This is a genomic window from Roseateles cavernae (genome assembly GCF_040187885.1).
In the GTDB taxonomy this organism is placed as follows: Bacteria; Pseudomonadota; Gammaproteobacteria; order Burkholderiales; family Burkholderiaceae_C; genus Roseateles_E; species Roseateles_E cavernae.
Map to the genome: position 1 here is coordinate 101,191 of NZ_JBDPLH010000001.1, position 18,093 is coordinate 119,283.

An 18,093-nucleotide genomic window follows, 5' to 3' on the forward strand; every position below is an offset into this window, starting at 1 on the left:
GACCTGCACAATCGTCGCCAGGCCCTGCCTTCAACACACCCGTCCCTGGAGCCACCCGATGAACCCAGCCACCGCCCCGCAGCAACTCGCCCTCGGCCAATTCAAGGTCAAGATCGCCCCGCCCGAAGCGATGAGCGCGCCGCCGGGCGCGGCACCCTTGTCGCGCCGCTCGCTGGACAAGCAGTATGAGGGCGGGCTGCAGGGCCAGGCGCTGGGCGAGATGCTGGCGGCCGGCCAGCCGCAGGCCGGGGAAGCTGCCTATACCGCGCTGGAGTCCTTCAGCGGCACGCTGGAAGGCCGCGCCGGCAGTTTCGCGTTGGCCCATCTGGGCCTGATGAGCGGTGAGCGGCAGGACCTGCGCATCGTCATCGTGCCCGGTTCGGGCCTGGGCGAGCTGGCCGGCATCAGTGGCGAGCTGCGGCTGCGCATTGAAGGCAGCGTCCACCACTACGAGCTGAGCTACCGCCTGCCCTGAGAACGGCCCGCAAGCCACATAATCGCGCTCCTTTCCTCCACGACCGGCGGCGCAGCACCTCGATGTACTCCTCCACCTTCATCTTCGCGACCCAGCAGTTCGACGAGGCCTTCCATCGCCTGGACCAGCAGATCGCAGCCCATGCCAAGACCATCCCCGGCTATCTGGGCGAGGAGAGCTGGAGCAATGCCGACACCGGCCTGGTTTCCAATGTCTACTACTGGGAATCGCTGGAGGCCTTGCAGCAGCTGATGCAGCACCCCAGCCATCTGGAGGCCAAGGCCGCGCAGGCGCAGTGGCTGGCCGGCTACCAGGTGGTGATCTCGCAGGTGCTGCGCTGCTATGGCGATGCGAAACTGACCGGCCTGCTGCCGAGCGTATTGCGGCATGAATTCAGCATCCAAGCGAGCCACGGTCCCGGAGACACCAAGGCCTCCTAGCCGCCACACAAGCGCAAAACGCTGCGCTATCCTCAGCCCCGGCCAGTACCCTATCCCGCGCTGGTCCTCGCGACCATGCTTGTGCCCCGGATCGCCCTGCTTCTCGGTCTGCCGCTGATGCTGACGGCAGCGGCGGCCCATACCCTCAGCGGCTGCGGTCATCATGCCTATCCGCCCTGGAATTGGGAGCATCAGGGCCAGATCATCGGCACCTGCGCCGACGTGGCGCGCCGCGCCTTCGCGGCCGCCGGGCTGACACTGAAGCTGGACCATGTCGGCCCCTGGGCGCGCTGCCAGGCCCTGGTCGAGCGCGGCGATGTCGACGTCAATATCTGCGCCTTCGACAACCCCAAGCGGCGCGAGACCTCGGTCATCGTCGAGCCCGCGATGGGCCGCAACGAGGCGGCCGTCTTCGTGCCGCGCGGCAGCCCGCTGAAATTCGAGCGCTGGCAGGACCTGCAAGGCCTGCGCGTGGGCATGGTGAACGGCGTCAGCCTGGGCGCCGAGTTCGACGCCTTCCTGCTGCAGCACACCCAGCTCGACCGCGCGCTCAGCGAAGCGCTGAATATGCGCAAGCTGCTGGCCGGGCGGCTGGACGCGGTGGCCACCGGGCGCGAGCTCGGCCTGCTGACGCTGTCGGTGCTGGGCTGCCAGCACAAGATCCAGGCCCTGCCGCAGGCGGTGCTGGTGGGCGAGTTGTTCATCCAGATGTCCAAGCGTTCGCCCCATCTGGCCGCGTTGCCCAAGGTGCAGGCCTTCCTGCAACGCCCAGACTACAAGACCCTGCTGACCCAGCTGCACCGCCACTACACCGAGCTCTACACGGCACAGCAGGCCTCGGCGCCGATCGAGGCCTGCGCCTCGCCCTGAGCCCTCAGGGCTGATCCCAGTAAGGCCGCTGGGCATCGAACTGCCCGGCCAGGAAATCGACAAAGGTCCGCAACAGCAGCGGCTGGTGGCGCCGGCTGGTGTAGACCGCATGGATGCCCAGCTCGTCCGGCTCCCAGCCGGGCAGCAGGCGCTGCAGCGCGCCGCTGGCCAGCAGCGGGCCGGCCAGATAGGTGGGCAGCAGGCCGATGCCGGCGCCGGCCAGCACCGCCTGCATCAAGACCATGGCCTCGTTGGCGCGCAGGCGCGGCGGCGGCAGCGGCAGGCTGATGCGCTCGGCGCCGCGCTGCAGGCGCCACTCGTCGCTGCCAAAGCGGGCATGGCCGGCGACATCGTGATGGGCCAGCTCGGCCGGCTCCGCTGGTGTGCCGCGCCGCGCCAGATAGGCCGGCGCGGCGCAGACCACCGAGCGGCAAACGCTCAGGCGCCGCGCGATCAGGGCCGGGTCGAGCTGGTTGGTGATGCGCAGCGCCAGGTCGATGCGGTCCTCGACCAGATTGACCGCATGCTCGGAAGCCAGCAGTTCGATCTGCGTCTGCGGATGCTGCTGCAAAAAGGCCGCGACCGCCGGGGCCAGGTGTTGCTGCGCGAAAGACATGCTGGCGGTGATGCGCAGCCGGCCGCTGACGCTTTGATGGCGCGCACCGGCCACCTCGCGCGCCTCCTCGGCCAGCTCGACCATCTGGCGGCAGCGCGGCAGCGCCTCCAGCCCGGCATCGGTCAGGCTCAGGCGCCGGGTGCTGCGCTGCATCAGCCGCGCGCCCAGCCACTGCTCCAGCGCCTCCAGATGGCGCGAGGCCATGGCCCGCGAGATGTCCAGCGCCTCGGCGGCGGCGGTCAGGCTGCCGCGGTCCACCACCTCGACAAAGACCTGCATGGCCTGCAAGCGGTCCATCGCCCTCAGCCCTGCTTTGCCAGCTTGCGCATCAGCGGCACGAGTTCGCGCAGGCGCTGATCATGGCGGGCCTGCAGCCAGCCCAGCGCGAAGAAACGGCGGGCTTCGCCACCGCCGTCGCCGCCATCCTGCCGCAAGGCCAGCGCCAGGTCGTTGAGCTCACCCAGCGCCTGCTGTGCAGCGGCCAGGCCGCGCGACCAGCGCTTCAACTCGCCGGGCTCGAACAGGCCGGCGCTGAACTCCAGCCCGTAGCGCAGGCGCTTGATGCGCTTGCGCAGGCGGTGGCGCTGAGGCTCGTCCAACGCAGCAAAACGCTTGGCATCGGCGCGCAGCACCTCGCTCCAGCGCTGCAGGCGCCGGCGCAAGGCCGGTTTCAGCTTGGCCTTGGCCTCGAGCTCGGCCACCGCAGCCAGCTCGGCAATCCGGCTCATCAGCGTCAGCAGCAGCATCTGGCCGCTGCGACCACGCAGCAGCAGGGCCGGACTTTCGGCGGGCGCTGAACTCGCGAGCGCCGGCTCCGGCCAGTGCGCCCGCAGCGCCGCCGCCAGCTCGGCTGCCCAGGGGCCGTCGCGCTGCACATCGCCGTCGCGCGCCGCACCAAGGCCGCGGAACAGCGCGGCGCTCAGCTCGGCCAGCGTCTCGTCATCGGCCGCCGGGTCCAGGCCCTTGAACAGCGCCAGCGCGCTGCGCAGCCGCCGCAGGCCGACGCGCAGCTGGTGCAGATGCTCGGGCGCGAACAGGCCGTCGGCCAGCTGGCTGGCGTTCGGCAGGATCTGCTGCAGACAGGCCAGCAACACCGCGTGCAGGCCCTGGGCCGGCGTGCTGCCGCGCGGCAGCGTGACGGGCCGCGCGCCGACCGGCGGCGCCATCGCCTCGGCGCGGGCCAGCATATCGCCGCGCTGGGCCTTGGTGCGCTGGTCCAGCCACAAGCCCAGGCGCAGGGCGTGGCGCTGGGCCACCTCCAGCACCGCCTGGGGCGCGCCGCTGAGCAGTTCGATCTCCAGCTCGCAGACCGGCAGGCGCTGCGGGCCGCCGGCAGCCCCATCGGCGATCAGAAAGCCCTCATCGAAGGCCAGCTCGACGACACCGCGCCGCGTGCGCAGCGGCCGCTTCAGCCGCCAGATATCGGTGCGGAACAGGCAGACCAGCGCATCGGCAGGCAAGCCGGCCAGCAGCGCCAGCAGACGCTCACCGGCCGGATGGCCGGCATGGCGGGCGGCATCCAGCGCCGGCAGGGCCGCGCCGCGACCGCTCAGAGCGACGTTGTGCTCCAGCCGCGTCATGCCGTCCGCGCCGGCGCCCTTGAGCGTCTGCACCCAGCGCGGCCCCTCGCGCCGCAGGCGCAGCGCCAGGCCGGCGCGGGCCAGATCGCGGGCCGGCGTGTCGAAGTAGGCCGCCTGCAGGCGCTGGCGCCGTGCCGGCGGGGTGGCACCACCGGCCACCCAGCGACGCAGCGCCTCGCGCCGAGCGGCAGGGACCTGGAATTTGAGTTCGATTTCGTTCATGGCTTGCTCGCTATTTGCTCGAATCATGCAACAAACAATCGACTGACACGCTGTTTATCGATTGATTCGGCGCAAATACAGTTGATCCCATCGCAACACAGCTCCCCACAGGACACCCCATGAAGCATCTGCCCTCCTTCCTGAAGCACCTCGGCCTCGTCGCCGCCCTGGGCCTGTCGGCCGCAACCGCCGGCGCCCAAACCGAGCCCGCCCCGCTGGAGCTGAAGGTCATCAACCACGGCCCGGCCAGCTTCCATGTCAACTCGGTGCTGGTGCTGGGCGCCAAGGAAGCCCTGCTGCTGGACGCCGGCTTCACCCGCGCCGATGCGCTGCGCGTCGCCGCCGCCGTGCTGGACAGCGGCAAGACCCTGTCCACCATCTATGTCTCGGCTGCTGACCCCGACTACTACTTCGGCCTGGAAGTGCTGAAGCAGGAATTCCCGGCCGCCCGCATCGTCACCGCCGCACCGACGCTGAAGAAGATCGAGGCCTCGCTGCCGACCAAGCTCAAGGTCTGGGGTCCGCGCCTGGGCGCCAATGCGCCGCGCCAGCCCGTCATCCCCGAGCTGATGAGCGGCACCACGCTGAGCCTGGAAGGCCGGACCCTGGAGGTGCGAGGCCTCTCCGACGCACTGGCACACCGCAGCTATGTCTGGATTCCCTCGCTGAAGGCCGTGGTCGGCGGCGTCAACAGCTTCGGCGGCCTGCATGCCTGGACGGCCGACACCCAGAGCGTCGCCGAGCGCGCCGCCTGGGTCGCCAAAATCGACGAGCAGCTGGCGCTGCAGCCGGCCGTGGTCGTGCCCGGCCATATGCTGCCCGGCACGGTGCAGGATGCCTCGGTGCTGCGCTACACCCGCGACTATCTGCAGCGCTTCGAGACCGAGCTGCCCAAGGCCGCCAACGCCGCCGCGCTGATCACGACGATGCAGGCCGCCTATCCGCAGGCCGGCTTGGGGCTGGCGCTGGACATCGGCGCCAAGGTCAACAAGGGCGAGATGAAATGGTGATCACGTCACGGCCGAGCGCCGGGCCGCTCCCAAGCCGGCCGTCATCCCCTCGGGGGATCGCCCGATGCACTCGTCGGGCGAGGGGCTGACATGACGCTGCACTATGTCTACGACCCGCTGTGCGGCTGGTGCTATGGCGCCGCGCCCCTGGTCCATGCGGCCAGCGAGCTGGCCGGCCTGCGCCTGCATGGCGGCGGCATGTTTGCCGGCGCCGCCCGGCGGCCGGTGACGCCCGAGCTGCGCGCCTATGTCGGCCCGCACGACCGGCGCATCGCCGAGCTCAGCGGCCAGCCCTTCGGCAGCGCCTATACCGACGGCCTGCTGAAGGACCCGGACGCGATGCTGGACTCGGAGCCGCCCATCACCGCCGTGCTGGCCGCCACCGAGCTGGCCGGCGCCCACGCGGCGCTGGCCCTGCTGGAGCGGGCCCAGCGGGCCCACTACGTCGAAGGCCGGCGCATCGCCGAGCCCGGCGTGCTGCGCAGCCTGGCGATCGAGCTGGGGCTGGACGGCCCGGCCTTCGACGCCGCCTACCAGCGGCAGGCCGGCCCGGCCACCCAAGCCCATCTGCAGGCCTCGCGCCAGCTGCTGCAGCAATCCGGCGGCCAGGGCTTCCCGACCCTGCTGCTGCAGACCGCAGAGGGCCGCATGCGCCGCCTGGACATCGGCCGCTTCCACGGCCAGCGCCTGGCCTGGCTGGCGTATCTGCGGCAGGCGCTGCAGGGCTAATGCTCCCCCCGCCCATCCCGGCTTGACCGGGCCGGGCCGGCGGGCGCAGCATCGCGCCATGCCGGCCCACCCCGCTTCTGCCCCGTCCTGGCGCGATTCCAAGCGCTGGTGGTGGCTGCTGTCGTCGGCGCTGCCGGGCCTGATCTGGCTGAACCTGCTGCGCTTTGCCGAGACCGGCCAGGTCTTCTGGCTGTGGCTCTCGCCGGCCGTGATGTATGGGCTGATTCCCTTGCTGGACGCGCTGCTGGGCCCCGATCGTAGCAGCCCGCCGGAGTCGGCGGTGCCGGGTCTTGAGCGCCGGCTCTGGTACCGCGTCATCGTCGTGGCCTTCGTTCCGCTGCAGTACGGCATGACGATGTACGGCACCTGGATCGCCGCGAGCCAGGCGCTGACACCGTTGGGCTGGATCGGCCTGATCCTCAGCGTCGGCGGCATCAACGGCATCGCGATCAACACCGCCCATGAGCTGGGCCACAAGCATCCGGCCTGGGAGCGCTGGCTGGCGCGCATCGCGCTGGCGCCGGTCGCCTACGGGCATTTCTATATCGAGCACAACCGCGGCCACCACCACCGCGTCGCCACGCCCGAAGACCCGGCCAGCGCGCGCCTGGGCGAGAGCTTCTGGGCTTTTCTGCCACGCACGCTGGCGGGCAGCCTGCGTTCGGCCTGGGCGCTGGAGCGCGCCCGCCTGGCTGGCCGGGGCCTGAGCGTCTGGCATTGGCGCAATGAGTGCCTGCAGGCCTGGGCGATGACGGCGCTGCTCTATGCCGCGCTGGCCATCTGGCTGGGTCCGGGCGTGCTGGCCTTTCTGGCGGTTCAGGCTTTTTACGGCGCCTCGCTGCTGGAGGTCGTCAACTACATCGAGCACTACGGCCTGCTGCGCCCGCCCGGGCCGGATGGCCGGCCGCTACGCTGCCGGCCCGAGCACTCGTGGAATTCCAGCCACCGGGTGTCCAACCTCTTTCTCTACCAGCTGCAGCGCCACAGCGATCACCACGCGAACCCGGCACGCCGCTACCAGGCGCTGCGCCATGTCGAGCAGGCGCCGCAGCTGCCCTCCGGCTATGCGGCCATGCTGCTGCTGGCCTATCTGCCGCCGCTGTGGTTTCGGGTCATGGATGAACGGGTGCTGCGCCACTATGGCGGCGTGCTGGAGCGGGCCAATCTGCAGCCGGGCCGCGAGGCGGCGCTGCGCTTGCGCTTTCCTCAGCCGCCCTTGGCCACCTTGGCGAAGAAGTCGTAGATCGCCTGATCGCCCATCTGGCGCGCATTCGAGAGCTCACCCGCCTTGGTGGCATAGATCGGTTTGCCCTCGGACGACAGCAGGGCCACCGCCGGGATGCCCTTTTTCAGCACCACGCCATAGGCTTCGGCGATATCGGTGTTCTTCGTGAAACGGCCCACATCGACCTTGACCACCCGGAAGTTCTGGGCCATCAGCGCTGCAGCAGCGCCACTCTTGAACGCCATGTCCAGCACCTTGCAGTCGCCGCACCAGTTGGCGCCAAATACCACCAGCACCGGCAGCTTGGCGCGCTGCGCCTCGGCCAGCGTCGTGGCGATCTCGGTCTTGGCGTCGGCCGCCTCGTCATAAGGGCCGGGGCTGGCCATGGCCACCGAGGCGGCGGCCAGCAGAATCAGGGCAAGGGTCTTGCGCAAGATGGGTTCTCCTCGATGGGGTGGCGCCGAGGATATCAGGGCCGCTGCAACTCCAGCCGCAACTCGCCGGTGTCGGTACGCCCCACCTGGCGCCAGCCGCGCCGCTCGTAAAAGCCCAGCGCGCGCGTGCCCGGCCCGGTGGTCAGCCACAGGATGTCCAGGCCCTGGGCCCACAGCCAGTCGATCATGGCCTCGTGCAGCCGTGCGCCATAGCCCCGGCCCTCGGCCTCGGGAGCGACGAACAAGGCCCAGATATTGCCGGTCTGCGCATTGCCGATCGCGAAAGCCTGCACCACACCGGCTTCGTCCTCGACCACCCAGCCGCGCCCCGTGACCTCGATCTCGGCGCGCACCTCCTCGTCGCTGATGCGCCCCGGCGCCAGCGTGTTCTCGCGCACCGCGTAGCGCACCCGCCACAGCGCCGGAATGTCCGCTACGAGCGCCTGGCGCAGCGATCCGGTGTTCGCGCTCATTGGCACTCCTGCATCAGGGGTCGGGTCTTGCTCATGGGCTGGCGGCAGCGAAACGATGCCCGATGGTGCGGGACGGCCGGGCCGGTGTAAAGCCCGGCGAACAAGGTCTTGCGCCGCCGGCGGATGCGCGACGGGCCGCCGGCAGCACCAGTTCCTCGCTGAAGGCCCGCGATTCCCAGAGCCCCAGGTTGTAGATGATCACTTCCAGCGCCGGACGGGCGACGGACGCACAGCCGTCGCCGCGACGCCCTACTGGGGTATCAGCGTGTTCTGATCATGGACCAGCTTCCAGCCGCCCGCCTCCTTGCTGAACACCAGGCTCAGCAGATAGCGCAGCCGGTACTCGGCGCCCTGCGCGTCCTTGTCGCGGTAGTCCACCTCCAGCACCGCCACACCGGTGTGGGCGTTCGCGCTTGAACTGACGATGCGGTAGGACCAGTGCCAATCGCCGTCGGCCAGCCAAGCCCGCAGCGCCTTCCTGAAGTCGGTGCTCGAGACCGTGAGCCGGCCGTTGGGCCGCACAAAGCTCAGCGTCGGTGCGGTGGTGAGCGTGGCCTCGAAGGCGGCCCAGTCGCGGCGGTCGATCGCCGAGAGGTGCTCGCTCAGCGCCGCCTCGAAGCTCGCCGGGCCGGCGAGGGGCCAGCCCGGCAGAGCCAGCAGCAGGCAGGCGGACAGACGGCGCCATCGGTGCGGTGTTCTGATGCCCATATTCGTTCAAGACTGCGCCGGCAGCGACAGCTGATTCTCCGGCGAACCCGGGATGGCGGGCAGCTCGGCGAGCCAGGGCATGGCCGAGTGCTGCCAGATCTGCACGGCGGGCGTGAGCTGGGCGCGTTGCTCGACGCAGCCCAGGCGGATGATGACCGAGGCCGGGTTCTCGAGCGCGCTGCCGTAGAGCGGCGTGCCGCACTCCGGACAGAAGACCTGGGCGCGACGATTACCGCTCTGCGCCAGCTTGACATAGGTCCTGGGCTGGCCGTGCAGCACAAAGCTGGCGATGGGCGCGGCCACCACGGCACGCAGCGGCGCGCCGGACAGGACCTGGCAGTCCGCGCAGTGGCAGATCATCACCCGCGAGGGGTCGATCTCGGCGCTGAAGGAGATCGCGCCGCAGTGGCAGGCACCGTTGATATGCATCGGTGATGACCTTTCTTTTGCTACTTCGGCTGCCGCCCGTAGCGTATCGACTGGACGACGCCGGCCCGGAAACGGACCGTGGCCATCAGATTGCCCGGCCCCCGGTCGTACAACCACTCCTCGATCGGCTGGCATGGCACCAGTGCCCCGGCGATCGGCGCCGGCACCGGATTGGCCGTGCCGGCGTAGTACACCGGTTCGCAATAGGCATCGGAGAGCAGGGGCCGGCCGCATTTGTGCAACACCGAGAGCTTGGAGTCGCCCTCCGCCGCGCTGGCGCCCTCGCAGCGCAGGGACTCGGCCTGTGCGTCCGGCACAGGGCCGGTTAGCGACAGCAACAGGATCAGGACGATGCGAAAAATACCCATGCTGCTGCTCCCGGACAGGTTCTCAGGCCCCGCGCTTGGCCGCCTCCAGCGCCAGCGGCAGGTAGTCGGCCAGCCGCTTGCTCTCGATATCGGACAGGGTGCGCAGCTTGATGTGCCGACGCCCCTTGCCCGCGCCTTCCAGATGACCGAAGGCATCAGCGATGCCCGCGCCCATGCCGAACTCGACCGAGACATGCGCTTGGTAGGCAAAGACGCCACAGAACTGAATACCCGATGAGAACAGGATGCCACCGTACTTGAGCTCTTCCGCAAAAGGCCGGCACTGCGCCCTCACCAGGCCACGAACCGCTTCAACGATCTGGTAGCGCTCTTCGCTGACAAGCCGGATGTCTTCCAGCAGGGTTTGCACAGATTTTTGGTTTGCCATCTCGAGATCCCTGAAAAAGTTGAGCGATAGGGCCGCTAGGCCAGGCCCGCCAGTTCGAACAGCGCGTCGGCGGCCGGCAACTCGGTGGCCTCGTGCAAGGGCCGGCCTGCCCGGTCGAACCACAGCTCCAGCCGCCCCCCGCGCTGGCGCAGCAGCGCAAAGCCGTCGCCCGGGAAATCGGCCCAGGCACTGACCGTGCAGCGCAAGACCTGGCCCCCGGGGCCGGGGAAGGTGAAACTCTCGGGCGCGGCGAAATCCTCGGGATTGGTCACCGCGAAGGGCCAGGGCGTGTAGAGCCCGGAGCTGTGGATGGAATGCAGCCGCACCGGCGCCGGCTCGTCGGCCACCGCCTCGATGCGGGCGGAGACATGGCCCGAGCGATGCTCGTCGCCGGACAGGAAGACCACATCCTGGGCCTGCTGCGCCCACAGCTCGCCGAGCAGCCAGTGCAGCGTGGCCGGATAGCCGTCCCAGGCATCGGAGCGCAGCGCGCTGGCCGGATGCTCGGCACTGCTGCGCCGGCGCGGCAGCAGCAGCGAACCGCTGAGCACAAAGCGCGGCCGGCCTTGCGTGGCCGCCAGCCAGGCGCGCAAGGCCTCGCGTTGCGGCCGCTCCAGCAGCTGGGCCTCGGCCAGCAGGTCGACCCGGCGCGGCCCGCGCTCGGTGCGCGAGTCGGCCATGAAGAAGGCCGCGCCGCGCCAGTCGAAGCTGTGCCAGAACAGGCCGTGCGGCGCACGCCGGCTTGGCGCGGCGTCCCAGCGATGGGTCCAGGCGGCCTGGGTGGCGCGCTTGAAGAAGGGGCCCGCATCGCGGCCGCCCGGCGCGGCGGGATTGGCGACCGGCTCCCAGTTGTCCTGGATCTCGTGATCGTCGGGCATGTGGACGATGCGCTCCAGGCTGGGCGGCAGATGCCGCATCAGTCCGGCCTTGAAATGCTGATAGGGCTTGCCGTGCCGCTCCACGCTGTTGACCGGGTCGAAGAAGCCGCCGCTGGCATCGGCATAGACCTGGTCGCCGGCCAGCAGCAGCAGCGAGACCTCGGCGCCGGCCGCCGGGCCGCGCGTGAAGGCGAGCAGGCGCGCCAGCGAGGCCTCGGCGGGGCTGGCCAGGCTCGGGTCTTGCTCGGCGCCGGGGCTGCGGTCCAGCAGGCCCGGCGGGTACTGGCAGGCGGCCAGCACCAGGCTCAGGCCCTCACCCGCCTGATCGCCAGCCGGCCGGCGCAGCAGGGCATGGCGCAGCTCAAGCGCCGGCACCGCCAGCGCCTCGGCCATGCTGCGCGTGATCGCCGCGTCGGCATCGACATCGTCGGGCTCCAGATGCCCCTCGTGGCTTTGCGCACGCAGATCGGCATAGACCAGCAGGCACAGCAGGCCGGCGTCGGGCGCCTCGGGCAGCCAGGCCAGCGGCAGCTCGCTGCGCAGCGGCGTGCCGGGGTCACCGGACTCGGGCCGAACAAAGGGCAGGCGATGCGCCGGCCCGAGCGCCTGGGCGCCGTGCACCTCGCTCCAGCGCACCGGCAGCCAGGCCCAGCAGCGCGGCCAGCCGAGCTCGGGGCGCAGTTGGGTCAGCACATGCAGATGGATGCCGTCATCGGCGGCCGCGCGCTCCAGGCGCGTCAGCGGCGGAAAGGCGCAGAAGGTCTTGGACTCGAAGCGGCGCAGATCCACGTCAGTCCTCCTTCAGGAACGCAATGATGTGCGGAAACACCCGGGTGCCGGCATGGCGGCCGATCAGGCAGTCCTGGTGGCCATGGTCGGCAATCATCCGGTAGCGGTACCGGCCGGGGGCCAGGTGTTGATAGAGATCGGCGGTCAGCTCGCCGCTCTCGCTCTGGCACAGGCCGTTGTCCTGGCCATGCACCGACAGCACCGGGAAGGCCTGCAGCAGGGCCAGGCTCTTGGCCATATCGTCCAGATAAAGGCTGGCGCCGGCCCAGTCGGTGATCTCGTTGCTGCGCGCGAAGTTGATGGCCTGGGCCACCGTGTCCATGTTCAGCGGGCCGAAATGGTCGTCGATGTAGTCGAACACCGGCTGGTCGACATTGGCAATCGCGAAGTCGCGTCCGTACAGCAGGTCCATGCGGTGGCGGGTCGCGGTCCAGGGCGTCTTGCGCAGGCTCGGGAACGGCGGGTTCTCGATATCGAACTCCTCGTCGGGATAGGGCAGGCTGGCCAGCAGCCGGTCGATCAGCTGGTCCATCAGGCCCTGCGGCCCCTCCGGCCTGAACGCGAAGTCCTGCAGCGGCAGATAGGGCCGCAGATACTGCATCATGAAAGCCCGCAAGGTATTGGTCGGCGAGAAGATCATCTTCGGCGTGACCTGGGAGATCACCAGCCGGCGGATGCTCTGGCGCAGGCGGCTGCGCAGCGCATAGAAGTGCTCGAAGGGCTGCTCGCGCTCCTCCAGCAGAGCCATGTGCAGCATCACCGAGCCCATGCAATGGGCCAGCACATCGAGCTGCAGCTGGCCGGTGGCGCGCAGCACATGGTCGACCGCCAGCGGGATGTCGTTGAACGCCGCCTCCTCGAAGGTCCAGGGCAGGGTCGCCGTGGGCATGCCGGCGCTGGTGCGCATGTCCAGCAGCCAGACGTCGTAACCCTGGTCCCACAGCAGCTTGGCCGGGCCGGGCTGCACCGAGTGGTGGGCGAAGGTCGTGCCGCTGGCGCTATAGCCATGCAGCATCAGCACCGGCCGCGCGCCCGGCCGGGCGGCACGGTAGCGGGTCAGGCGCAGCATGACTGGCGTCTGGTCCTGCACGGCGACCTCGCTCGTGAGGGGCTGGCGGCTCAGCCCCGCCTCGCCGCGCCGGCCGGCGGCCAGCTCCTGGATCTCGGGCAGCGGCAGGCCCGGCACCGCGCCGGGCAGGCGCTCGATCACGCGCGGCGGTGGCGCATCGGGCTTGCGGAAGCTCCAGACATGGATGCCAATCATCAGCCGCGCGACAAAGGCCAGCAACGAGCCGACATCGCGGATCGCGCTGGGCGAGTCCTGCGCCTGGGTCAGGCGCAGCAGCGGCACGCGCTGGCGCGCCAGGTAGAACAGATCCAGTTCGAGCTCGGCTTGCGGCGCGTGGCCGACCGGCAGGAACGGCCCGCTCTCCAGCCGCATCCGGCTCAGCTGCTTCCAGGGATTGCCGCGCCGCGTGTAGCTGATGCGCTTGGCGCCATGCAAGGCGAGCCCGGCCAGGCCGGCGGCCCAGGGCGGCGTGCTACCGGCCTCGCCGAGCTGCAGGCGGTACTCCATCAGCCGCACCTCGCCGCCATGGCTGGCCAGCGCGCGGGCATTGCGCCACTGCTCGCGCGCCCATTGCCACAGCGGGCGCCGCACGCGCTCGGGCGCGCGGTTCTGGCTGAGCCGCTCCAGCAGGGCCTGGCCGGCATCGCGCCAGCCGCGGTTGAGGAACCAGGCGCGCAAGGCATTGCAGCGCCGGGTGCGCGCGGCCAGCGGCAGGCGGTGGAAGATGAGCAGCTCGGCGCTGGCCAGCGGCGCCACCCACAGCGCGTCGGCATCGGCCCGCTCGGCATGCATCCACAGCTTGCCCTGGCCCGTCTGTCCATTGGCCGGGCTGCCGGCCTGGACCACCATCCAGCGGCCCGGCGAATCGGGATCGGGCTGGGCCTCGAACAGGCGCAGCCGGCTCTCGCCGCCCGGTCGGGTCCTGAGCCGCCGCCCGGGGCCGGCGCGCAGCAGCTGCTGCACGGCCACCGGCTCGAACACCAGGGTCAGCTCCATGCAGACCACGCCCGAACCCGGCGCGCCGGGCAGGCGCACAAAGCCGCTCATGCGCTCGCGGAACTCGGCCATCGTCGGCAGCTGGGGCCGGACCTTGTCGGCCGGCACCTGCCGGTAGACCGGGCGCGGCCCCGGCTTGGGCAGGGCCAGGTCTTGCCCCTGCAGCCCCCATTGCCGCATCAGCGCCTCCAGCGCACGCAGCGCCAGCGCGGTGATGGTCAGCGCCGGATTGATGCCCAGCGCGCTGGGCACGATGGCGCCGTCCAGCACCACCAGATCCTCATAGACCACGGCACCGGCCCGGCCGCGATAGACCTGACCCCATTCGTTGACCACGCCCAGCGCCGCATGGTCGGCCATCGCACAGCCGCCCAGCGGGTGCACGGTCAGCATGGGCCCGCGCGCGCCGCCCAGCAGATGCTCCAGATCGGGTGGCAGCAGCCGCCACAGCGGATTGGCCAGCAAGCGCGCGCCCTGGGTCCGCAGCCGCGCGTCCAGCCAGGCATGGCGTGCGGCCATCCGCGCATCGTCCTTCAGCTCGGGCCAGTGCACCGAGGCCAGGCCCTCGCCAAATGCGCCGGCCTCTAGCAGGCGCAGCTGGCCCTGGGCGCTGTCCAGGCCCATGATGGCCAGCGGCAGCATGCGCGCCGTGGCCTCGGGGCGGACCGTGTAGGGGTCGTCGAACTCGACATCGGCGCCATGGCGGCTGTCGTCCGGGCGGGCCAGGCCGTCCAGGCAGTCGGCCAGCGCGAAGCTCTCCTCCCAGGCCCAGCGCAGCGCGCCGGGGATGGCCAGGTCTTGCACAACGAAGTCTTGCTCCTCACGCACATCGAGCATCGCGGTGATGGTCGGGCCGACGCCGCGCGCGTTCGGCGCCTGGGTTTCATCGGCCACCGCATCCAGCACCTGCGGGGCCTGCACGGCAGCGGCCAGCACATCGCCGTTGCCGGAGAACTGATGGCCCAGCCGGTCCGACAGGGCCAGGCCAGCGGCGCGCGAGCGCAGCAGGATCTCGGTCGAGCCCAGGCTGCCGGCTGCCAGCACGACACGGCGGGCACGCAGCGCGAAGGGTTCGAGCTGGCGTCGGCGCAGGAATTCATCGGTGTGATTGACCCGCACCATCCAGCCGCCCGCCCCCTGATCCTGCGGCGCCAGCCGCTCCAGCCGCAGCACGCTGGCGCCGCTGATCAGGCGCACGCCGCGCTGCCGGGCCTGCAGCAGCAGATTGGTGTCCAGCGACGCTTTGGCGCCATGGTTGCAGCCGGTCGCGCAGTCGCCGCAGGCGATGCAGCGATTCAGGTCCAGGCCGGCCGGGCTTTGCGGCTGCGCGTCCAGCGCCACCGTGATGGCCGGCCGGCGCGTGGCCGCGCTGCCGAGCTGCTGCAGCCACAGCGCGCGCTTCGGGCGATAGCTGGCCAGCCGGTCTATCGTGTTGGGCCGCCCCGCGACGTCCAGGCTGCCCAGCAGGCGCCCGGCACGCTCGTACCAGGCCCTCATCTGCTCAGGGTCCTGGCGCAGCGCCTGCGGCCAGGGCGATTGGCTGAACACCTCGGGCCGCGCCGGCTCCATCACGCCGGCATTGATCAGCGAACCGCCTCCCAGGCCGTTGGCCAGCACGACGTTGACGTCGGGGCCCAGGCGCAGATCGAACAGCCCTTCCCAGCGTCCGGACGGCGTCGCGGCGGCCGGCGTCGCAAAGCGCACATGGCCGGGCAGATCGGCCATGCGCTCGGGGAACTGACCGGCCAGATACTCGCGGCCGCGCTCCAGCACCACGATGCGCTGGCCCGGGCAGCGCGACAGCTCGGCGGCGGCGGCCGCGCCACCATAGCCGCTGCCGACGATCAGCACATCGACGTCGAAGCCATCCTCGGCGCGCGGCTGCTGCTGCAACTCATGCAGCAGGATCTCAAGCCCTTCGGACAGCCAGCGGCGTGCGGCCTCAGGTGGCGGGGCTGGCGGCGCCCCGGGCTTGTGCTGCTGCTGCATCTCTGGCTCTCCCTCGTTCCGCCATGGCCGCCTCGATGGCGGTCACCAGTTGTTCTGCCGATACCGGCTTGTGCAATAAGGTCAGGCCCGCCTCGTGGGCCTCGCGCAGGCGCTCCGGCGCGGTGTCGCCGCTGATCAGGATGGCCGGCAGCCCCGGCACGGCCGAGCGCAGCGAGCGCGCGGCGGCAATGCCGTCGTCGCCGCCGCGCAGGCGCAGATCGGCCAGCAGCAGATCGGGCGGGTTGCTGAGGCTCTTGACCATGGCCTCGCGGGTGCTGCCGGCCAGCACCACCTCGCAGCCATAGCCGGCCAGCAGGGTCTGCATCGCCAGGCGCACCGGCTCCTCGTCGTCGATCACCAGCACGCGCAGGTTCAAGAGGCTCTGCGCCGCCGCGGTCTGCGCCGTGGCCGGCATGGCCTGCGACTCGACCGCGGCGATGCTGAGGCTGAAGCAAGACCCGACCCCCAGCTTGGAGTCGACGGCCAGATGCAGGTCCAGCAGATCGACCAGGCGGCTGACGATGGACAGGCCCAGGCCCAGGCCCTTGGCGCGGTCGCGCTCGGGATTGCCGACCTGGTAGAACTCCTCGAAGATATGCGCCATCTCGGCCTCGGCGATGCCGGCGCCGCTGTCGTGCACCGCGACGCGCCACAGCTCGCCCTGGCGCTCGGCCGTGATGCGCACGCCACCAGCCTGGGTGTACTTGATCGCGTTGTCGATCAGATTGCGCACCACCCGCTCCAAGAGCATCGGGTCGCTCTCGACATAGGCGCCGCCCGGGCAGTCCAGGCTCAGGCTCAGGCCCTTGCGGGTGGCGGCCGGTGCGAACTCCTGCTGCAGCCGCGCCAGCCAGCTCGACAGCGAGAACACCTCGTTCGTGACCTGCACCACCTGGGCATCGAGCTTGGAGATGTCCAGCAGTGCGTCCATCTGCGAGGCCAGCGAGCGCAGCGCGGTGTTCATGTGCTTGGCGATGTCGGCGCTGGCGGCGTCCAGCGGCCGCATCGTCAGCGCCGCGCCGAACAGCGACAGCGTGTGCATGGGCTGGCGCAGGTCATGGCTGGCGGAGGCGAAGAAGCGGGTCTTGGCGCGGATCGCCGACTCGGCCTGTTGCAGCGCCAGGCGCAGCTGCTGATTGCTCTTGAGCTGCTGGGCGCGGATGGTGACCGACTCGACAAAGACCCGGTAGGCGTCGCGGGCCAGGCTCACCAGAATCCAGCCAAAGCCCAGGATCAGCGCCCCCAGCACCAGCTCGATCCAGGTCACCGCATGGACGCCACCGCCGCCGCTGACCCAGGCCAGCGCATTGGCCAGCGTGACCGGGCCGATGAAGACCAGCAGCACCGGCAGGTAGCCGGCGGTGGTCGCCACCGAGCCGGCGCACAGGCCCAGCAGCACAATGGTCTGCACCATGCGCTGGTAGTCCGACAGATAGGGCGCGAAGGCCAGCGAGGCGCTGAACACCACGCCGTTGAGCGCGCTCAAGCCCACTGCCCATTGCAGGCGCCGGCGTGCCGGCACCTCGCTGAGCTGCGGCAGCCGCCCCAGCGCCCACCAGCGCAGCGCCAGCACCGCGAACACCAGGGCCACCCACAGGCCGGAGAACCAGGGCGAGACCTTGTCGCCGGCCATCAGCGCGATCACCACCGCCGACAGGCCGACCGGATAAGGCACGCGCCGGCCCTGCTGGGCCAGCAGCTGCAGCAGCGCGTCATCGACGCCGACCTGCTCGGGCGCCCGCTCAATCGCCATGGGCGAGCTCCTCGTGCCAGCGCGGCAGGCCGGGCCAGCCCTGGGCGGCCAGCAGATACAGGGCCTGGACCCGGTCGCTGACCCCCAGCCGCGCCCACAGCGCCGCAATATCGGTGCGCAGGCCGGCCAGGCTGCGGCCCAGCCGCGCCATCTGCACCGACTCGGGCAGGTCTTGCAGCAGCAGCTGCAGCAGGCGGCGCTCGGCCGGCGCCAGCTCGGGCGCGGTGGCCGGCTTGGCGCTCAGCAGCATCGGCGGCAGATAGACCCCCAGCTCCAGCACCTGCTGCAGCGCCTGCATGCTGCTGCTCGGGTCTATCGTGCCGGGCAGGTAGCCGGCGGCGCCGGCGGCCAGCGCCTCGCGCATCAGTGCCGCATCGGGCACGTCAGACAGCGCCACCAGCACCGCAGCGGCATAGCGCTGGCGCAGCAGCGGCAGCGCCGCGCAGCGCGCGGGACCGCTGCAACCCAGCTTGACCAGGATCAGGTCGGGCTCATGCTCGGAGGCGGCCGGCAACTGCTCGACGCCGGCCAGTTCCTCCAGCCGGGCGCTCGGGCGAAGCACCTGCAGCAAGACCCGCAAGCCCTGTCGGAACAGGGCTTGGTCAGCGATGATGAGGATGCGCATTCGGTTCGGTCCCTGTAAGCGATTCGG

At 70.7% G+C, this 18,093-nt stretch carries 18 protein-coding genes; 6 read left to right on the forward strand and 12 right to left on the reverse strand.

Annotated elements, in window-relative coordinates:
- Positions 1-58: 58 nt before the first annotated feature.
- The 3 genes from ABGI63_RS00500 (at position 59) to ABGI63_RS00510 (ending at position 1,785) form a co-directional block, all read left to right on the forward strand.
- Positions 59-475: a DUF3224 domain-containing protein gene (locus ABGI63_RS00500; RefSeq protein ID WP_349740518.1), complete on the forward strand. Its 417-nt coding sequence runs from the start codon at positions 59-61 to the stop codon at positions 473-475.
- Between the two features lie 62 nt (positions 476-537).
- The gene (locus ABGI63_RS00505) at positions 538-915 is read left to right on the forward strand and encodes an antibiotic biosynthesis monooxygenase family protein (RefSeq protein ID WP_349740519.1); all 378 of its coding nucleotides are present in this window, start codon (positions 538-540) and stop codon (positions 913-915) included.
- 75 nt (positions 916-990) lie between these two features.
- Entirely contained in the window at positions 991-1,785 is a 795-nt protein-coding gene (locus tag ABGI63_RS00510) for a substrate-binding periplasmic protein (protein ID WP_349740520.1), read from the forward strand.
- Positions 1,786-1,789: 4 nt separating this feature from the next.
- Here the strand turns inward: ABGI63_RS00510 and ABGI63_RS00515 are convergent, their stop codons facing one another.
- Together ABGI63_RS00515 and ABGI63_RS00520 are read right to left on the reverse strand one after the other, a co-directional pair.
- Positions 1,790-2,698: a LysR family transcriptional regulator gene (locus ABGI63_RS00515; protein ID WP_349740521.1), complete on the reverse strand. Its 909-nt coding sequence runs from the start codon at positions 2,696-2,698 to the stop codon at positions 1,790-1,792.
- Between the two features lie 5 nt (positions 2,699-2,703).
- Positions 2,704-4,203, reverse strand: coding sequence for a CYTH and CHAD domain-containing protein (locus tag ABGI63_RS00520; protein ID WP_349740522.1), 1,500 nt, complete (start codon positions 4,201-4,203; stop codon positions 2,704-2,706).
- A gap of 119 nt (positions 4,204-4,322) precedes the next feature.
- Between ABGI63_RS00520 and ABGI63_RS00525 the strand changes: the two genes are divergently transcribed.
- The 3 genes from ABGI63_RS00525 to ABGI63_RS00535 all read left to right on the forward strand — a co-directional run bounded on the left by ABGI63_RS00525 (position 4,323) and on the right by ABGI63_RS00535 (position 7,185).
- Positions 4,323-5,213 carry an MBL fold metallo-hydrolase gene (locus tag ABGI63_RS00525; RefSeq protein ID WP_349740523.1) on the forward strand — a complete coding sequence of 297 codons (891 nt, stop codon included), beginning with the start codon at positions 4,323-4,325 and terminating at the stop codon, positions 5,211-5,213.
- 90 nt (positions 5,214-5,303) lie between these two features.
- A complete protein-coding gene (locus ABGI63_RS00530) occupies positions 5,304-5,942 on the forward strand; it encodes a DsbA family protein (protein WP_349740524.1) in 639 nt (212 codons plus the stop codon).
- Between the two features lie 58 nt (positions 5,943-6,000).
- Positions 6,001-7,185 carry an alkane 1-monooxygenase gene (locus ABGI63_RS00535; protein WP_349740525.1) on the forward strand — a complete coding sequence of 395 codons (1,185 nt, stop codon included), beginning with the start codon at positions 6,001-6,003 and terminating at the stop codon, positions 7,183-7,185.
- On the opposite strand, the gene ABGI63_RS00540 is transcribed toward ABGI63_RS00535, so the two are convergent.
- From ABGI63_RS00540 to ABGI63_RS00585, 10 genes are all read right to left on the reverse strand, one after another.
- A complete protein-coding gene (locus ABGI63_RS00540; protein ID WP_269838342.1) occupies positions 7,149-7,601 on the reverse strand; it encodes a thioredoxin family protein in 453 nt (150 codons plus the stop codon). The two genes, ABGI63_RS00535 and ABGI63_RS00540, sit on opposite strands and share 37 nt — an antisense overlap.
- Positions 7,602-7,636: 35 nt before the next feature.
- Positions 7,637-8,074, reverse strand: coding sequence for a GNAT family N-acetyltransferase (locus tag ABGI63_RS00545; RefSeq protein WP_349740526.1), 438 nt, complete (start codon positions 8,072-8,074; stop codon positions 7,637-7,639).
- A gap of 249 nt (positions 8,075-8,323) precedes the next feature.
- Positions 8,324-8,782: a YybH family protein gene (locus ABGI63_RS00550; RefSeq protein WP_349740527.1), complete on the reverse strand. Its 459-nt coding sequence runs from the start codon at positions 8,780-8,782 to the stop codon at positions 8,324-8,326.
- A gap of 6 nt (positions 8,783-8,788) precedes the next feature.
- Positions 8,789-9,211, reverse strand: a complete 423-nt coding sequence (locus ABGI63_RS00555) for a GFA family protein (RefSeq protein WP_349740528.1) — start codon at positions 9,209-9,211, stop codon at positions 8,789-8,791.
- A 20-nt stretch (positions 9,212-9,231) separates the two neighbouring features.
- Positions 9,232-9,579 (reverse strand): DUF2845 domain-containing protein, encoded by a 348-nt coding sequence (locus ABGI63_RS00560; protein WP_349740529.1) that lies wholly within the window; start codon positions 9,577-9,579, stop codon positions 9,232-9,234.
- A gap of 22 nt (positions 9,580-9,601) precedes the next feature.
- Positions 9,602-9,949, reverse strand: a complete 348-nt coding sequence (locus tag ABGI63_RS00565; protein ID WP_349740530.1) for a DUF1801 domain-containing protein — start codon at positions 9,947-9,949, stop codon at positions 9,602-9,604.
- 53 nt (positions 9,950-10,002) lie between these two features.
- Positions 10,003-11,634: an alkaline phosphatase D family protein gene (locus ABGI63_RS00570; protein ID WP_349740531.1), complete on the reverse strand. Its 1,632-nt coding sequence runs from the start codon at positions 11,632-11,634 to the stop codon at positions 10,003-10,005.
- A gap of 1 nt (position 11,635) precedes the next feature.
- Positions 11,636-15,688, reverse strand: a complete 4,053-nt coding sequence (locus tag ABGI63_RS00575) for an alpha/beta fold hydrolase (protein WP_349740532.1) — start codon at positions 15,686-15,688, stop codon at positions 11,636-11,638.
- A complete protein-coding gene (locus ABGI63_RS00580) occupies positions 15,642-17,441 on the reverse strand; it encodes a hybrid sensor histidine kinase/response regulator (RefSeq protein WP_349740533.1) in 1,800 nt (599 codons plus the stop codon). The genes ABGI63_RS00575 and ABGI63_RS00580 overlap by 47 nt, the downstream gene beginning before the upstream one ends.
- Complete coding sequence (locus tag ABGI63_RS00585) at positions 17,431-18,066, reverse strand: response regulator (protein ID WP_349740534.1); 636 nt, start codon at positions 18,064-18,066, stop codon at positions 17,431-17,433. The genes ABGI63_RS00580 and ABGI63_RS00585 overlap by 11 nt, the downstream gene beginning before the upstream one ends.
- Positions 18,067-18,093 lie beyond the last annotated feature (27 nt).

What these genes read in the sequence shown, in the direction of transcription:
- ABGI63_RS00500 (WP_349740518.1), top strand. Translation starts at nt 59, where the DNA reads ATGAACCCAGCCACCGCCCCGCAGCAACTCGCCCTCGGCCAATTCAAG.
- ABGI63_RS00505 (WP_349740519.1), top strand. Translation starts at nt 538, where the DNA reads ATGTACTCCTCCACCTTCATCTTCGCGACCCAGCAGTTCGACGAGGCC.
- ABGI63_RS00510 (WP_349740520.1), top strand. Translation starts at nt 991, where the DNA reads ATGCTTGTGCCCCGGATCGCCCTGCTTCTCGGTCTGCCGCTGATGCTG.
- ABGI63_RS00515 (WP_349740521.1), bottom strand. Translation starts at nt 2,698, where the DNA reads ATGGACCGCTTGCAGGCCATGCAGGTCTTTGTCGAGGTGGTGGACCGC.
- ABGI63_RS00520 (WP_349740522.1), bottom strand. Translation starts at nt 4,203, where the DNA reads ATGAACGAAATCGAACTCAAATTCCAGGTCCCTGCCGCTCGGCGCGAG.
- ABGI63_RS00525 (WP_349740523.1), top strand. Translation starts at nt 4,323, where the DNA reads ATGAAGCATCTGCCCTCCTTCCTGAAGCACCTCGGCCTCGTCGCCGCC.
- ABGI63_RS00530 (WP_349740524.1), top strand. Translation starts at nt 5,304, where the DNA reads ATGACGCTGCACTATGTCTACGACCCGCTGTGCGGCTGGTGCTATGGC.
- ABGI63_RS00535 (WP_349740525.1), top strand. Translation starts at nt 6,001, where the DNA reads ATGCCGGCCCACCCCGCTTCTGCCCCGTCCTGGCGCGATTCCAAGCGC.
- ABGI63_RS00545 (WP_349740526.1), bottom strand. Translation starts at nt 8,074, where the DNA reads ATGAGCGCGAACACCGGATCGCTGCGCCAGGCGCTCGTAGCGGACATT.
- ABGI63_RS00550 (WP_349740527.1), bottom strand. Translation starts at nt 8,782, where the DNA reads ATGGGCATCAGAACACCGCACCGATGGCGCCGTCTGTCCGCCTGCCTG.
- ABGI63_RS00555 (WP_349740528.1), bottom strand. Translation starts at nt 9,211, where the DNA reads ATGCATATCAACGGTGCCTGCCACTGCGGCGCGATCTCCTTCAGCGCC.
- ABGI63_RS00560 (WP_349740529.1), bottom strand. Translation starts at nt 9,579, where the DNA reads ATGGGTATTTTTCGCATCGTCCTGATCCTGTTGCTGTCGCTAACCGGC.
- ABGI63_RS00575 (WP_349740532.1), bottom strand. Translation starts at nt 15,688, where the DNA reads ATGCAGCAGCAGCACAAGCCCGGGGCGCCGCCAGCCCCGCCACCTGAG.
- ABGI63_RS00580 (WP_349740533.1), bottom strand. Translation starts at nt 17,441, where the DNA reads ATGGCGATTGAGCGGGCGCCCGAGCAGGTCGGCGTCGATGACGCGCTG.
- ABGI63_RS00585 (WP_349740534.1), bottom strand. Translation starts at nt 18,066, where the DNA reads ATGCGCATCCTCATCATCGCTGACCAAGCCCTGTTCCGACAGGGCTTG.